This is a genomic window from Streptomyces sp. NPDC058157, assembly GCF_042884105.1.
In the GTDB taxonomy this organism is placed as follows: Bacteria; Actinomycetota; Actinomycetes; order Streptomycetales; family Streptomycetaceae; genus Streptomyces.
Genome location: NZ_JBHVUQ010000059.1, coordinates 1 through 13767 on the forward strand (window position 1 = coordinate 1; position 13767 = coordinate 13767).

Consider the following 13767-nt stretch of genomic DNA (forward strand, 5'->3'; position numbering starts at 1 on the left):
GGGTACTGGCAGAGGTCAGAGCTGCGCCGCCGTCCGTTCGAGCGCGGCGGCGACCCGGGCCACGCCGTCCTCCGCCGCGAGCCGGCGGGCGACGTCCCGGGCGCGCTCCCCGTAGGAGGGATCGGTGACGGCTTGCCGGAGCGCGGACCCGAGGGCGGCGGAGTCGAGCCTGCGCAAGGGCACCACCGCCGGGGCGGTACCCAGTGCCATGAGGCGCGAGGCCCAGAAGTGGGCGTCGAACTGCACCGGGACGGGGACGGAGGGGACGCCCGCGCGCAGGGCCGCGCCGGTCGTGCCGGCCCCCGCGTGGTGGACGACGGCCGCCATGTGCGGGAAGAGCAGGGAGTGCGGGACGTCGCCGATGGTGATCACGTCGTCCCGGCCGGTGGCCGACAGCCCCGCCCAGCCGCGCTGGACCACCCCGCGCAGGCCGGCCGCGCGCAGGGCGGCGACGACGTGGGCGCTGACCCGCCGGGGGTCGGGTGTGGTGGCGCTCCCCAGGCCCACGTACACCGGGGCGGGACCGGAGCCGAGGAAGTCCACCAGGTCCGGGGGGAGTTCGCCGGTGGTCTCGTGGGGCCACCAGTACCCGGAGACCTCCAGGCCGGGGCGCCAGTCGCGGGGCCTGGGCACCACCAGTTCGCTGAAGCCGTGCCAGACCGGCCAGCCCTGCCGCTCGCGCGCGCGGCGGGCCGAGGGCGGACGGGGCGCCCGGAGGCCGTGGTCGGCGGCCAGGGTCCGCGCCGCCCGGGTGAAGACGTGGTCGACGGCCGCGGCGACGGCGTCCCCGCCGATCCGGTTGCCCAGCGGGCCCAGGGAGCGGGTGCCGAGCATCGGTGGCGGGAACGCGCGGGTCCCGTGCAGGGGTTGGAGGAAGAGGCCCATGCTCGGCCGGGACAGGCCCTGCGCGATGGCGTGGGCGAGCGGGGCGACCGTCCCGCCGGCCAGCACGACGTCCGCCCCGCGTGCCTCGCGCACCATCGCGGGGGTCATCGAGGGCGCGATCCTCCTCGCCAGCGCCACGGCCCGCAGCAGTTTGACCGCCCCGGTCCGGCTGCGGTGCAGCCCCCGGCCGCGCGCCGAGTGCAACTCGGCCTCCGGGTCGCCGGGAACGGCCCGGAAGCGCACCCCCGACCCGGCCACGAGCGGTGCGAACAGGCCGTGGCTCAGCAGGGTGACCTCGTGTCCGGCCCGGACCAGTCCGGCTGCCAGGCCCGTGTACGGCGCGACGTCCCCGCGCGACCCGGCCGTCATGATGGCGATCCTCACGCCCCCAGTGTGGGGGCCGCCTCCCGCCCGGCCCGTGCGGCATCACGCGGCCTTCACGGAATCCTCCGAAACGGCCTCGCCGCCGCGCCCGTTGACGGTCCGGTTCCAGCCATTCCCGATCAAGTTAGGTGAGGCTTGCCTAATATGACCTAGGGTGCGGGCATGAACAAGATCATCCGCGGGGCGGTCGCCGTCGCGACGGCAGGGATCCTGCTGGCCGGCGCCCCGGTGACGGCCACCGCCTCCGCCGCCCCGGCAGCCGCCCCCTCCGCCGCCGTACGCCTCGAACTGCCGGCCCCCACCGGCCCCTTCGCCGTCGGCAGGGACACCCTCCACCTCGTCGACGGCACCCGCAAGGACCCCTGGGTCCCCACCGCCGACCGTGAACTCCTGGTCTCCCTCTACTACCCCGCCGTCGCGGGCACCGGCCGGCCCGCGCCGTACACCACCCCCGCCGAGGCGCGGGCCCTGCTCACCGACCGCGGGGAACTCGCCCACCACGCCACCGCCGAGCAGGTCGCCGCCGTCCGCACGAACGCCCGCGAGGGCGCGACACCGCGCACCGGCCCCGGCCGGTACCCGCTGGTCGTCCTCTCACCCGGCTTCACCCTGCCCCGCTCCTCGCTCACCGTGCTCGCGGAGGACCTGACTTCGCGCGGCTACGTGGTCGCCGCGCTGGACCACGCCTACGAGTCCGACGCGACCACCTTCCCCGGCGGCCGGGTGCTCGGCTGCAAGGCCTGCGACCAGGTGTTTCCCGACCGGTCGCTGAACCGGGTGTCCGACGCCCGAGCCCGTGACGTGACGTTCCTGCTCGACCGGCTCACCGGGGACCGCCCCGCCTGGCGCCACTCCCGGCTGATCGACACCCGGCACATCGGCATGGCCGGCCACTCGATCGGCGGCGCCTCCGCCGCCGCCGCGATGGCCGCGGACCCCCGCGTGGCCGCCGGGGTGGACCTGGACGGGACCTTCTTCGCCCCCCTGCCCGAAAGCGGCCTCGGCAAGCGCCCGTTCCTGCTGCTCGGCGGTGATCCCGCCCTGCTGCCGCCGGACCTGGAGGACACCAGCTGGGCCGACGCCTGGCCGCGGATGGACGGCTGGAAGCGCTGGCTGACCGTCACCGGGATGGGCCACCCCGGATTCACCGACTGGCCCGTTCTCTCCGACCGGGCGGGCTCCCCGCACCCGGAGACCCCGCTGTCGGGCACCCGCTCCCAGCAGATCACCCGCGCCTACACGGGCGACTTCTTCGACCTCCACCTCAAGGGCCTCCCCGCGCCCCGCCTGGACGGGCCGACGGCCGCCGACCCCGAGGTGGTGTTCCTGCGGAGCTGAGACCGACCGGGCCCCGCCGCCCGCGTCCGCGCCCGTGACGGCAGGTCACCGTCCCTCTCCCGCAGCCGCGTTGTCAGTGGCCGCCGTTAGCGTCGGGGGTATTGGAAGGGCCGTTTCCCGACAGGAGTGGACGATGACCGACAACCGTGTGCAGCCCGCGCTCAGGGTGGTACTGACCGACGTCAACGAGCGGGTGGTCCAGGCATGGCGGGCGGCGTTCGCGGACACCCCCGGGATCGAGATCCGCCGGGGCTCGATCCTCGACGAGGACGTCGACGCCTGGGTCAGCCCGACCAACTCCCGGGGCCGGATGGACGGCGGGGTCGACGCGGTCGTCAAGCGGCACCTCGGAGCCGGTATCCAGCTGCGGGTGCAGCGGGCGATCCGGGACCGGTTCGCCGGGACGCTCCCCGTCGGCAGCGCGGTCTGCGTCCCCTCGGGGGCGAGCGTCCCCCGCTACCTGATATCGACGCCGACGATGGTGGAGTCCGCGCAGAACGTGGGGGACACGCTGAACGTGGCCCTGGCCTGCGCCGCCGCGTTCCAGGCCGTGCACCGGCAGAACCGGCTGGCGCCGGGCAGCATCCGGTCGGTGGCACTGGTCGGGATGGGCGCGCAGACCGGCCGCGTCCCCGCCCGCGTCTGCGCCAACCTGATGTGGACCGGCTACACCCTCTTCCACGACCACTGGTTCCAGGACGACGACGAGCTGCGCGCCACGATCACCGCCCAGCTCGACGGGATCGAGGACGCGCCGGCCGCCGAGCGGGTGCGGATCGTGCCACCGAAAGGGCATTCCTTTCGCCGCTGACGGCGCCCACCCCGCCGGCGGGCACGCCGGCCCCCCGCACCCCACCAGCACGACGCCCGGGAGCCCTTCCCCCATGAGCAACGACACCCCCACCCCGCCCCAGCCCGACGCGGGCGACCCGCTGCGGCTGACCGAACTCTTCAAGGGCGGCGGCGAGCCCTGGCTCCCGCTGCTGAAACCCGTCGTCGAGGCGCAGCCGGACGCCGCCCGGTTCATCGGCCAGGGCCGCAGCCCGGAGGTCGTCCCGGTCCGCGAGCTGACCTTCCAGGCCCTCAAGCCCCACCCGCCGCACAAGTGGAAGGTCGTCGTCTTCGGCCAGAACCCCTATCCGCGGCCGGAGAGCGCCACCGGCATCGCCATGTTCGACAACACCTTCAACGACTGGAAGGACAGCCAGTTCGGCCGGGTCGTCAGCATCCGCTGCATCATCAAGGCGGCCGCGATGTGGAAGTACGGCATCGCGAAGAAGACCCCGATCGCCGACGTCCGCGCCCTGCTCAAGGAGCGGGAGACGGTCCAGCCGCCGGAGTGGTTCCAGGCGATGCTCACCCAGGGCGTCCTCCTGCTGAACGCCGCGCTCACCGCCAGCGCCGACGGTGCGATGGGGGCCGACCGGCACACCGCCTTCTGGCGGCCCGTCGCCGAACGGATCGTCGAGGAGATCCTCAAGGCCAAGCAGGACGCCGGCGAGGAGGACCGCAGCGTCGTCTTCGCCTGGTGGGGGGCGCACGCCCGCAGCCTGAAGAAGGTCGTCCTGCGCCTGCAGGAGAAGTACCCGGACGTCGAGGTCCGGCACATCGACCACGCCAACCCCGCGGCCCAGGGCGACATCTTCTGCGAGGGCGACCACTTCGCCACGGTCAACGACGCCCTCGCGTCGCTGGGCGCCGAGCCGGTCGACTGGCTGCCGAGCAAGGGCTGGAACCAGGACGCCGCGGGCACCCCGTCCGGCGGTGCGGACGACGACGTCGCGGCGCGCATGGGGGCCTTCATCGCCTCGACCATGGAACTGCACCAGCTGTACCTGGAGCGGCTCACCAGCGTCAAGGACGAAGGACTCGTCCTCCCGGCGATCACCGGTGTGTTCGACACCCCGCCGGCGGACTTCCGGACCGCGCTCGCACCGGTCGCCGACGTGCTGCCGGGCCTCGGCCGGCACATCGACCGGTCCCACGAGTTCGGCAAGCGGCGGGCGGACGCGACGGGCGGCGCGGGCCGGCCGTCCGCCGACGCGATCGCCGCGCTCTACCTCTACACCTGCGAGTCCGCCTTCTACCGGGAGATCAACGCCGTCCTCCGTTCCCCGGACCGCACCCGGCTGACGCCCTACCTCCCCTACCTCCGGCTGCTGTTCTCCGCGGTCTCCGAACTGCCCGCCCACACCCGGCCGCTGTGGCGCGGAGTGTCGCTGGACCTGCGCGCCCAGTACCCGGTCGGGGGGACGGTGACCTGGTGGGGCGTCTCCTCGTGCACCTCGGAGCTGAGCGTGGCCCGTTCCTTCCTCGGCAGCCGCGGCAAGCGGACGCTCTTCGAGGTGACCCCCGCCCGCGCGGTGGGGATCCGCAGCTTCTCGGCCTTCACCGGCGAGGAGGAGTACATCCTCGCCCCGGGGACCCAGCTCAAGGTGACCGAGGTGAAGACCGAGCGCGGCGGCCTGTGCACGGTCAGGCTGACCGAGGCGGAGGCCGGCCCCCTCGTCTCCTGACCCGCGGGAATCCGCCGTGTCCCGCCCGGGGGCGGCCCGTAGGGTTCCCACATGAAGGACGAGGACGAACGGGCCGTACAGGCGGCCGTCGACGCGGAGCTGCGGCTGCTCGACCCCGGCGTGCGGACGTGCCCGGACCGGGTCCTGGAGCTCCTGGACCCGGAGTTCACCGAGATCGGGGCGTCCGGGCGGCGCTGGGACGCCGAGACGATCCTCGCCGTGACGAGCGGCGGCTCGGTGTCCCCGGAGGCACCGATCGAGGTCAGCGCCATGTCCGGGACCGTCCTGGCCCCGGGCGTCGTCCACCTGACCTACCTGTCGGACCACCAGGGCCGCCGCGCCTGGCGCAGCTCGGTGTGGCGGCTCTCGGAGACCGGCTGGCGGATGTACTTCCACCAGGGCACCCCGGCCGGCTGACGCGCGGGCCGGCCGGCCTCCTGGGGCGGTCCGTGCGGCTCACCACCCTCGCCGAGGCCCGGGCACTGCGCGAACGGGCCTTCGTGAAGGCTCCCGCGGCCCGGCGCCGCGGCCCCTCCTGCCGACACCCTTGACAGATGGTCTGGACCAACCCACCGTGGAGCGCGTCACCCTCCCGGTCACCGGCCTGTGCGCCTCCCCGCCCACCCCGGCGGGGCGGGCGCGAAGGGAGCACACCCATGCCCCGTCGGACCATCCGCCTCCTCCAACTCGGACTCGCCCTCGCCGCGGTCCTGCTGAGCCCGTTACCGGCCGCGGCGGCCACCCCGCCGGCCCCCGGCCCGCTCGCACCCGACACCTGCGCCCTCCGGCCGAAGCCCTCCGGCAAGGTCCTCCAGGGCTACTGGGAGAACTGGGACGGCGCCGCCAACGGAGTCCACCCGCCCCTCGGCTGGATCCCCCTCACCGACGGCCGCATCCGCAGCCACGGCTACAACGTCGTCAACGCGGCCTTCCCCGTCATCCGGTCGGACGGCACCGTCCTGTGGGAGGACGGGATGGACAGCACGGTCAAGGTGCCGACTCCCGCCGAGATGTGCCAGGCCAAACAGGACGGCCTCACCGTGCTGATGTCCATCGGCGGCGCCGCGGCCGGCATCGACCTCGGCTCCGCCGCCGTCGCCGACCGCTTCGTGGAGACGATCGTCCCCCTCCTCAAGAAGTACAACTTCGACGGGATCGACATCGACATCGAGACCGGTCTCGTCGGGTCGGGCAGCATCACGCAGCTCTCCCCGTCCCAGGCCAACCTGATCCGCATCATCGACGGCGTACTCGCCCGGATGCCGGACGGCTTCGGCCTCACCATGGCCCCCGAGACCGCCTACGTCACCGGCGGCAGCGTGGCGTACGGCTCCATCTGGGGCGCCTACCTGCCCGTCGTCAAGAAGTACGCGGACAACGGCCGCCTGTGGTGGCTGAACATGCAGTACTACAACGGCAGCATGTACGGCTGCCGCGGGGACTCCTACGAGGCGGGCACCGTCGCGGGCTTCAAGGCGCAGACCGACTGCCTCGACCGCGGACTGGTCGTCCAGAACACGACGGTCAGGGTCCCCTACGACAAGCAGGTCCCCGGGCTCCCGGCCCAACCGGGCGCCGGCGGCGGCTACATGGCCCCCGCCCAGGTCTCCCAGGCGTGGAACTCCTACGGCGGCAGGCTCAAGGGCCTGATGACCTGGTCCCTCAACTGGGACGGCTCCCGGACCTGGACGTTCGGCGACAACGTCAGGACCCTCCAGGGCCGCTGAGCCGCCTTCCCGGTCCCGAGCCGGTCCGCCCGTGCGGGATCATGAGGGCCGGAACACCGGTCGGACATGGAGGCACGCCTTGGCGGAGGTGGAGCACACGGCGCAGACCGCGACCGTCGCGGGGCTGCTCGCGGCGGCTGCCGAGGGGCAGGGCGGGGCGTTGTGGCGGCTGCGGGGGGCGGGGCGGCAGCTCGACGCCAACCTCGTGCGGCATCTGCCCGGGACCGGGGGAGCACCCTCCACCGAGGACGCCGTGGACGTCATGATGGTCGTCGTCGCGGGCACGGGCGTCCTGACCCTGGACGGGGAGCAGTCCCACCTCTCCCCGGGATTCCTGGGCCTGCTGCCGCGCGGCTCCGTCCGGGCGCTGCTGGCCGGTCCCCAGGGGCTGGTCGTGCTGACCGTGCACCGCAAGCGGCGGGGGATGAGCATCGCGCCCGCCGTCCCCACCGCCTCCGCCGTCCCCGCCGTGCCCACCGCCTCCGCCGTGCCCGCCGCCCCGCCCCCGACGTGCGCCCTCCACCTCGTCTGCGCCCACTGCCACCGGCACGCGATCGAGGTCGACGCCCGTTACTGCTCGGGCTGCGGCACCCCGCTGACCGGACGGGCGGCCGGAGACGGATGACCCCGGTCAGTGCGCCGGCGGGCCGTCGACCGGGACGCCCAGCCGGCCGGCCACCGTGGTCAGGGCCGCCCCGAGCGGCAGGGCGACCCGGGTGACCGCCTGCAGGTCGCCCCGGGTCCGGTCCCGGTTGACGATCAGCACCGGCTTTCCCGCCTCCGCCGCCTGCCGGACGAACCGCAGCCCCGACATCACCGTCAGCGAGGACCCCAGGACCAGCAGCGAGGCCGCCTCCCGGACCAGCGCGCGGCAGTGCTCGACCCGTCGCGGCGGCACGGACTCGCCGAAGAACACCACATCGGGCTTGAGGACGCCGCCGCAGGCCGCGCAGGGCACCACGCGGAAATCCCCGATTTGCTCCCGGGTGAGGTCCGCGTCACCGTCCGGATTGAGTCCGGCCGCCACGGGCTCGAAGCCGGCGTTGGCCTCCTCCAGCCGCCGCGCCAGCTCGCGGCGCGGGCTGAGGGCGCCGCAGGAGAGGCAGACGACCCGCTCCAGGCTCCCGTGGAGCTCCACCACGTCCTCGCTGCCGGCCGCCTGGTGCAGGCCGTCGACGTTCTGGGTGATCACGCCCGAGAGCAGGCCGTGGCGCGCGAACGCGGCGACGGCCCGGTGCCCGGCGTTGGGCCGGGCGCGGCCGAAGGTCCGCCAGCCCAGGTGGCCGCGCGCCCAGTACCGCTGCCGGGCCCCGGCGTCGGCGGTGAACTCCTGGTACGTCATCGGCGTGTGCCGGCTCAGGCTCCCGCCCTCGCCGCGGTAGTCGGGGATGCCCGACTCGGTGGAGATCCCGGCCCCGCTGAGCACCAGCACACCGCCGGCCCGCAGGGCGTCGGTGACCGGCCGCAGGTCGGTGGTCCCCGGAGGCAGGTCCTGCGCGGGGGTCCAGTCCAGGGTGGGGCGCATGCGCATGCCTCCAGGGTACGGACCCCGGGCACGGGCACGGCGTGCCCCGGCCGGTTCGCCGGGGCACGCCGTGGTCAGCCGGTGGAGCGGCCCGTGCGGGGGTGGGCCGGGCCGCGCCACCGGAGGGGATCAGCCGTGGTGGTGGTGTCCACGACGGCCCCAGGACTCGGTGTCGACGACGTTGCCGCGGGCGTCGCGCAGGGTGGCGGTGTCGCGCTCGTCCCAGATCTGCCGGCGGCGGTTCTGGTAGACGTCGCGGTGGGAGTCGCGGCCCATTCCGGTGTGGACCTTGACGCTGGAGCGGCCGTCCAGGCGCAGGTCGCCGAAGCGGTAGCGGTTGCCCTGCTTGTCGGTCAGCGTGTAGCCGCGCAGGTTGACGCTGTGGCGTCCGGTGTTCCTGACCTCGACCCACTCGCCGTTGAGGGCGCGGTTGTCCTGCCCGCGGCCGGCGTTCTCGACGTCGCCGATGACGACGGGGGAGTGCGCGCCGTGGCGGTCGTGCCGGTGGTCGTCGGCGGCGGCCGGTACGGCGGCGGCGCCGATCAGGGCGCCGACGGCGAGGAGGGCGGCGACGGTGCGGCGGGTGGCGAGGGAAGCGGACATGCGGGTGGCTCCTTCAACGGTCGGCATCGCCCCGCCCCTTACGGGCCGGACGGGCTCCGAACTGCTCCCGGCGCGGGCCGGGCAGGCCACACTCTGACGTTCCATCACCCCTGAAACCGGTAGGGACATTGCATATTGCCCAATCTAGACATTTCCATGACCCTCCCTTGTGGGGGGCGTGCGCGATGGTGTCGGACGGGGGACGGATAGGGTCGAGGAGGGCCGTACGCCGCCAGGGTGGTGGCCGTCGCCCGACGTGCCGGGGCCCGACGCCCACCCCCTAGCCTGGAGTCGAAACGAGATGTGCGGTCCGCTGTGTCCGAGGCCGGCCCTGACGTGAAGAACGCGAACTCCGCCGTGGATCCCGGACGCCGGGCCGTCCCTCCGATCACCCCGCGAGGCGTCGTCGACCTGCGCGGCCGCGGCGACACGGGGATATGCCTGTCCTATCCGCAGGACGCGGTGGTCGTCATAGCCGGCCTCCCGGGCAGCGGCAAGAGCACCCTGCTGCGCGCCTGGGCCGGTCAGGGAACCGTCCTGGATCCGCGTGCCACGCGCGCCGCCTGCGAGGCGCTCCTGCCCGCCTGGCTCCCCTACGGCGCCTACCGCCCCCTGGCGCGGCTGCACCACATGCGCGGCATACGCAGGGCGATGCGGGGCCCCGGCCCGCTGCTCCTCCACGACTGCGGTACCCGCACCTGGCTGCGCCGATGGCTCGCCCACAGCGCCGGCCGGGCGGGGCGGCAGGCGCACATGGTCCTCCTCGACGTCGGGGCCCGGGAGGCCCTCTCGGGCCAGCGCGCCCGCCGACGCCTGGCCTCCCCCCGCGTCTTCGCCACCCATGAACGGGGCCTGGCGGCCCTGCTGTCCGGGATCGAAGGGCGCGGCCCGGCGCAGGCCCCGGGATTCGCCTCCGTGGTCCTCCTCGACCGCCGGCTGCGCGACACCTCGCCCCGCGCCCGCTTCGACGGTCCGCCCGCGCGGCCATGAGGAGGAGGATGCCCCCCATGACCGAGGAACCCACACCCCGAGCGGCAGCCGGCACCGGCGGGGCCGTCCCGCGGCACGGGGCGCTGCACCACGTCGAGATCTGGGTGCCCGACCTGGAGCGGGCCACCGGCTCCTTCGGCTGGCTGCTGGAGGCCATGGGCTACGAGCCCTTCCAGAGCTGGGCCGGCGGCCGCAGCTGGCGGCTCGGCGCGGCCTACCTGGTCTTCGAGGAGTCCCCCGCCCTCACCGCCGGCCGGCACGACCGCTGCCGGCCGGGGCTCAACCACCTGGCGTTCCACGTCACGGACCACCACGCGGTGGAGGACCTGGCCCGCCGGGCGCGGCGGCACGGCTGGACCCTGATGTTCCCCGACCGCCACCCGCACGCCGGAGGCGAACGGACCTACGCCGCCTACCTGGAGAACGCCGACGGCTTCGAAGTCGAACTCGTCGCCATCACGGCCCCCGCGGGGCCGTGACACGGCGCGCCGCACCCCCCACAATCGATCTGGACCACGCGGTCGGGGAGGCGCTGATGGGTCGGGCACTGCGGATCGGCATACCGGTGGGTTTCGCGGTCCTCGTGGCCTGCGCCCCGCTGTACGCCCCGTACTACAGCACCGTCCTGGTGTGGGAGCTGCGCAAGCTCCTCGCCTGGCTGGCCCTGCCGCTGCTGGCCGCCGCCTGCGTCGCGCTGGCGTGGCTCGCGCAGCGGCTCGTGCGCAAGGGGCTCGGCAAGCCCGCCGCCGGGTCGGGCGGCGTGGCGGGGGCCCTCGGCTGCCTGGGGGCCGTCGCCGGGCTCGCGCTCGCCGTCGCCTGGCTGATCTACGGCGCGTACCTGCAGGACCGCTCGTACATGCAGGCCACGCAGGTGGTGACGGCGCCGGTGCCCGAGCTGGCGCCCCGCTCGCCCTACCTCGTCGGCAAGGCGCAGGCCGCCCCGCACCTGGGCGACGTCACCGGTGAGATCGCCGACATCACCTACCTGCCGGACTCGGACCGGTTCGCCACCCTCGTCGAGCGGAGCGGCTGGCTGTCCGGGTACGAGGTGGGGCTCGTGCAGGACGTCCCGCTCGGCGGCACCAGCCGCTCGCAGCAGCGCTGTTCGTTCGACGTGGACGTGGCGGACGCCCGCATCAGCGGCTGGTTCGGCCACAACCTGGGCCGGAAGATCTCCGAGCAGAAGCGCTGGGTCCGCTTCGAGGCCGACGACGCCTACGTGACCTGCTCGGGCGACACGCCCGTCGTGGTGGTCCCCCTCAAACGCCAGACCGGGCTCCTGGTCGTGACGGAACGCCCCGCCGGGGTCGCGCTCTACGACGGCCGCACCGGGAAGATCACCTTCACCACCGACACGGAGAAGGTCCCCGGCCCCTCCTACCCCCTGAGCCTCGCCGCCCGGCAGCGGGAATCGGTCGCCGCCGTCGGCGGCTTCGCCGACTGGTGGTTCGAACGCAGCGGCTGGGACGCCTCGGAGGACGGCGCGAACAACGGCAACGACTCGGAGTTCACCCTCCGCTACGGCGACTCCAGCGGACGCAGCGTCTACGTCACCCCCCTCACCCCCCAGGGGGAGGCCAGCTCCGTCGTCGCCGTCGCGACCGTGCCGGCCCGCCACGCAGGCACCGCGCTGGCCCCCCTGACCGTCCACCGGCTCGATCCGACCTGGTCCTCGCCGAAGGCGATCGTCGCGCTGATCAAGGCCGAGTACCGGGACGTCTGCTGCTACAACGACGACCAGGTCTTCGAGGTGGTCCCCACCGGCGGCACCACCTGGACCGCCACCATCGGCAGCGAACAGGACATCCGCTACCGGGTGGTGGGCCGGGGGCAGGTCGCGGGCCGCGAGGCGACCTGCCTGACGGCCGCGGACGGCACGCTGATCCGGTGCGCGTACGCGGCGCCCGGCTCGCCGGAGGAGCAGGAGCTCAAACGGCGCGAGGAGCAGAAGCAGAAGGACAAACCCCAGGCCAACCCACCGGACCTCGGGGACCTCACCGCCTACACGCCCGAGCAGCTGGCCGAACTCAACCGCAGGATCGGCGAGGAGATCAACCGCCGGCTGAAGGGCGGTTAGACCGGGGGACCGGCCGCCCCGTAGCGGCCTACAGGACGACGACGCCCAGGGGGCGGGTACCGGCCGGGAGGCGGCGGGTGGCGCCGTCGGCCAGGTCGACGACGGTCAGGCCGTTCCAGTAGCCGTCCCGGGTGTAGCCGCCGGTGACGTACGCCGTCCGCCCGTCGCGGGACACCGCCACGTCCTCGTGCGGACCCTCCAGCGGGTACACCCGCTCCTCGCCGCCCGGGGACCGCACGGTGAGCGAGGGCCCCTCGCCCTCCTCCACCGCGCCGGTGCCCACGACCAGCAGCCGGCCGTCGGGGGTCAGGGCGGCTCCGTGCTGGTGGGTGTCGGCCGTCATCGGCTCCACCGCCACCGAGCCGCTGCGCGGGTCCACCACCGCCAGCCGTTCCCCCTCGAACGGCAGCAGCAGCCGGCCGTCCCCGGGGCGCACGACCGCGTAGTGCGGCTTGAGCCAGGAGCCGAGACCGCCCCGCGTGCCGTACGGGGCCACCTCGATCCGGCGCGCCGCGAGGGAGCCCGCGTCGACCACCGTGACGTCGAAGGAGTCGTGGCCGGTCACGTACACCTCGCCGCCGTCCCGGGCGACGTCCACGTCGAAGGGACGCCGGCCCACCGGCACGGTGGCGGTCACCGCGCGGGCCGCGGTGTCGATCACCTCCAGCGTGCCCCGGCCGCCCGGGACGTTGACGCCGACGTAGGCGCGCGAGCCGTCCGGGGACAGGGCGATGCCCATGCCGCCTCCCCGGTACTCGCCCGTGCCGGCCGGGCCCGTGCGGGTGGTGTACGGGACCAGCGCCACCCGCACGCGGGCCCGGGTGTCGACCGCCGCCACGCCCTCGGCGGTGGCCACCCAGGCGAGGCCGTCCGGGCCGAGGGCCAGCCCGTACGGGGCGGTGCCGACGGTGACGGAACCGACCGGGCCGCGCCGCGGATCGACGAAGGTGACGGTGTCGGCCCCGAAGTCCGCGACGAGCAGGGTCCCTTCGGGGGTGGGGACGCCGCCGGGCAGCGGGGTCCCGCTCGGCGCGGGGGAGGCGGAGGCCCGGCCCGCGCCCCCCTCGGCCCCGGCCCCGCTTCCGGTTCCGGCCCCGGTTCCGGCCGCGGTGCAGCCGGCCAGCAGTGCGGCGACGGCGGGCCCGACGACGAGCAGCGCCCGCGCCCGCCGGGACGCCCCGCCCCGCGCCCGCTGCCGCGCCACGGACCGCTCCCAGGCCGCCGCGGCCGAACCGCCGCCGAAGGGGCTGCGCATCGGCGGTTCGGCCGCCCCGGCCCGCTCCCCCCGGGTCGGCCGTCCCGACGCGCCCGCGGTCCGGCGGCTCACCGGACACCCCGGGCCCCGCGCCCGTCGCGGCCGCCGCGCCCCGGCTGCTCCTGCGCCGCCCGCAGCAGCCGCGCCTGCCCGGTGAAACCGCGCCGCAGGGCGTGCTCGTACGCCGTCACCCCCTTGGAGTCCGCGAGCCACGGGTCCGCCCCGGCGGCGAGCAGCAGCCGGACGACCTCCTCGTGGCGGTCGCCGCCGTCGCCGAGGATGACCGCCTCCAGCAGCGCGGTCCAGCCGAGCCGGTTGACGTGGTCGACGTCGATGTCCGTCTCCGCCAGCACTGCCCGCACGTAGCCGACGTGCCCGCGTTCGGCGGCCGGGATCAGGGAGACCCCGCCGAACCGGTTGCGCCGGGTCAGGTCGGGGCCGGCCGGCAGCAGGGCCCGCATCATGCG

General features: G+C 74.9%; 14 protein-coding genes. 9 read left to right on the top strand and 5 right to left on the bottom strand.

Annotated features, from left to right (window positions below; genetic code table 11):
* Positions 1–15: 15 nt before the first annotated feature.
* Positions 16–1254 carry a glycosyltransferase gene (locus ACFVXK_RS17170; RefSeq protein ID WP_389612530.1) on the bottom strand — a complete coding sequence of 413 codons (1239 nt, stop codon included), beginning with the start codon at positions 1252–1254 and terminating at the stop codon, positions 16–18.
* A 177-nt stretch (positions 1255–1431) separates the two neighbouring features.
* Here ACFVXK_RS17170 and ACFVXK_RS17175 point away from each other — a divergent pair, with 177 nt between their 5' ends.
* The 6 genes from ACFVXK_RS17175 to ACFVXK_RS17200 all read left to right on the top strand — a co-directional run bounded on the left by ACFVXK_RS17175 (position 1432) and on the right by ACFVXK_RS17200 (position 7475).
* Positions 1432–2607 (top strand): alpha/beta hydrolase family protein, encoded by a 1176-nt coding sequence (locus ACFVXK_RS17175; protein ID WP_389612457.1) that lies wholly within the window; start codon positions 1432–1434, stop codon positions 2605–2607.
* Positions 2608–2740: 133 nt separating this feature from the next.
* Entirely contained in the window at positions 2741–3418 is a 678-nt protein-coding gene (locus ACFVXK_RS17180) for a macro domain-containing protein (RefSeq protein ID WP_389612460.1), read from the top strand.
* 73 nt (positions 3419–3491) lie between these two features.
* Complete coding sequence (locus ACFVXK_RS17185; protein WP_389612462.1) at positions 3492–5123, top strand: ADP-ribosyltransferase domain-containing protein; 1632 nt, start codon at positions 3492–3494, stop codon at positions 5121–5123.
* A gap of 51 nt (positions 5124–5174) precedes the next feature.
* On the top strand, positions 5175–5540 hold the full coding sequence (locus ACFVXK_RS17190; protein ID WP_389612463.1) for a DUF4440 domain-containing protein: 366 nt from the start codon (positions 5175–5177) through the stop codon (positions 5538–5540).
* A gap of 239 nt (positions 5541–5779) precedes the next feature.
* Positions 5780–6850, top strand: a complete 1071-nt coding sequence (locus ACFVXK_RS17195; protein ID WP_389612465.1) for a chitinase — start codon at positions 5780–5782, stop codon at positions 6848–6850.
* Positions 6851–6929: 79 nt separating this feature from the next.
* Entirely contained in the window at positions 6930–7475 is a 546-nt protein-coding gene (locus ACFVXK_RS17200; protein ID WP_389612467.1) for a hypothetical protein, read from the top strand.
* 6 nt (positions 7476–7481) lie between these two features.
* Here ACFVXK_RS17200 and ACFVXK_RS17205 read toward each other — a convergent pair whose 3' ends face one another.
* Together ACFVXK_RS17205 and ACFVXK_RS17210 are read right to left on the bottom strand one after the other, a co-directional pair.
* A complete protein-coding gene (locus ACFVXK_RS17205) occupies positions 7482–8381 on the bottom strand; it encodes an NAD-dependent protein deacetylase (RefSeq protein ID WP_389612468.1) in 900 nt (299 codons plus the stop codon).
* A gap of 123 nt (positions 8382–8504) precedes the next feature.
* Positions 8505–8978, bottom strand: a complete 474-nt coding sequence (locus ACFVXK_RS17210) for a lamin tail domain-containing protein (RefSeq protein ID WP_389612470.1) — start codon at positions 8976–8978, stop codon at positions 8505–8507.
* Between the two features lie 336 nt (positions 8979–9314).
* Between ACFVXK_RS17210 and ACFVXK_RS17215 the strand changes: the two genes are divergently transcribed.
* Genes ACFVXK_RS17215 through ACFVXK_RS17225 form a run of 3 tightly spaced genes read left to right on the top strand, consistent with a single transcriptional unit; the run spans position 9315 to position 12045 of the window.
* The gene (locus ACFVXK_RS17215; protein ID WP_389612471.1) at positions 9315–9968 is read left to right on the top strand and encodes an AAA family ATPase; all 654 of its coding nucleotides are present in this window, start codon (positions 9315–9317) and stop codon (positions 9966–9968) included.
* Between the two features lie 17 nt (positions 9969–9985).
* Positions 9986–10447: a VOC family protein gene (locus ACFVXK_RS17220; RefSeq protein ID WP_389612473.1), complete on the top strand. Its 462-nt coding sequence runs from the start codon at positions 9986–9988 to the stop codon at positions 10445–10447.
* Positions 10448–10503: 56 nt separating this feature from the next.
* Positions 10504–12045, top strand: a complete 1542-nt coding sequence (locus ACFVXK_RS17225) for a hypothetical protein (RefSeq protein ID WP_389612475.1) — start codon at positions 10504–10506, stop codon at positions 12043–12045.
* A 28-nt stretch (positions 12046–12073) separates the two neighbouring features.
* On the opposite strand, the gene ACFVXK_RS17230 is transcribed toward ACFVXK_RS17225, so the two are convergent.
* Together ACFVXK_RS17230 and ACFVXK_RS17235 are read right to left on the bottom strand one after the other, a co-directional pair.
* Entirely contained in the window at positions 12074–13171 is a 1098-nt protein-coding gene (locus tag ACFVXK_RS17230) for a hypothetical protein (RefSeq protein WP_389612532.1), read from the bottom strand.
* Positions 13172–13368: 197 nt separating this feature from the next.
* Positions 13369–13767 (bottom strand): ankyrin repeat domain-containing protein (locus ACFVXK_RS17235; protein ID WP_389612476.1); only part of this gene is annotated, 399 nt, incomplete at its 5' end.

Excerpts from the sequence above, each read along its gene's own strand:
- ACFVXK_RS17170 (WP_389612530.1), bottom strand. The coding sequence starts at position 1,254 with ATGACGGCCGGGTCGCGCGGGGACGTCGCGCCGTACACGGGCCTGGCA.
- ACFVXK_RS17175 (WP_389612457.1), top strand. The coding sequence starts at position 1,432 with ATGAACAAGATCATCCGCGGGGCGGTCGCCGTCGCGACGGCAGGGATC.
- ACFVXK_RS17180 (WP_389612460.1), top strand. The coding sequence starts at position 2,741 with ATGACCGACAACCGTGTGCAGCCCGCGCTCAGGGTGGTACTGACCGAC.
- ACFVXK_RS17185 (WP_389612462.1), top strand. The coding sequence starts at position 3,492 with ATGAGCAACGACACCCCCACCCCGCCCCAGCCCGACGCGGGCGACCCG.
- ACFVXK_RS17190 (WP_389612463.1), top strand. The coding sequence starts at position 5,175 with ATGAAGGACGAGGACGAACGGGCCGTACAGGCGGCCGTCGACGCGGAG.
- ACFVXK_RS17195 (WP_389612465.1), top strand. The coding sequence starts at position 5,780 with ATGCCCCGTCGGACCATCCGCCTCCTCCAACTCGGACTCGCCCTCGCC.
- ACFVXK_RS17205 (WP_389612468.1), bottom strand. The coding sequence starts at position 8,381 with ATGCGCATGCGCCCCACCCTGGACTGGACCCCCGCGCAGGACCTGCCT.
- ACFVXK_RS17210 (WP_389612470.1), bottom strand. The coding sequence starts at position 8,978 with ATGTCCGCTTCCCTCGCCACCCGCCGCACCGTCGCCGCCCTCCTCGCC.
- ACFVXK_RS17220 (WP_389612473.1), top strand. The coding sequence starts at position 9,986 with ATGACCGAGGAACCCACACCCCGAGCGGCAGCCGGCACCGGCGGGGCC.
- ACFVXK_RS17225 (WP_389612475.1), top strand. The coding sequence starts at position 10,504 with ATGGGTCGGGCACTGCGGATCGGCATACCGGTGGGTTTCGCGGTCCTC.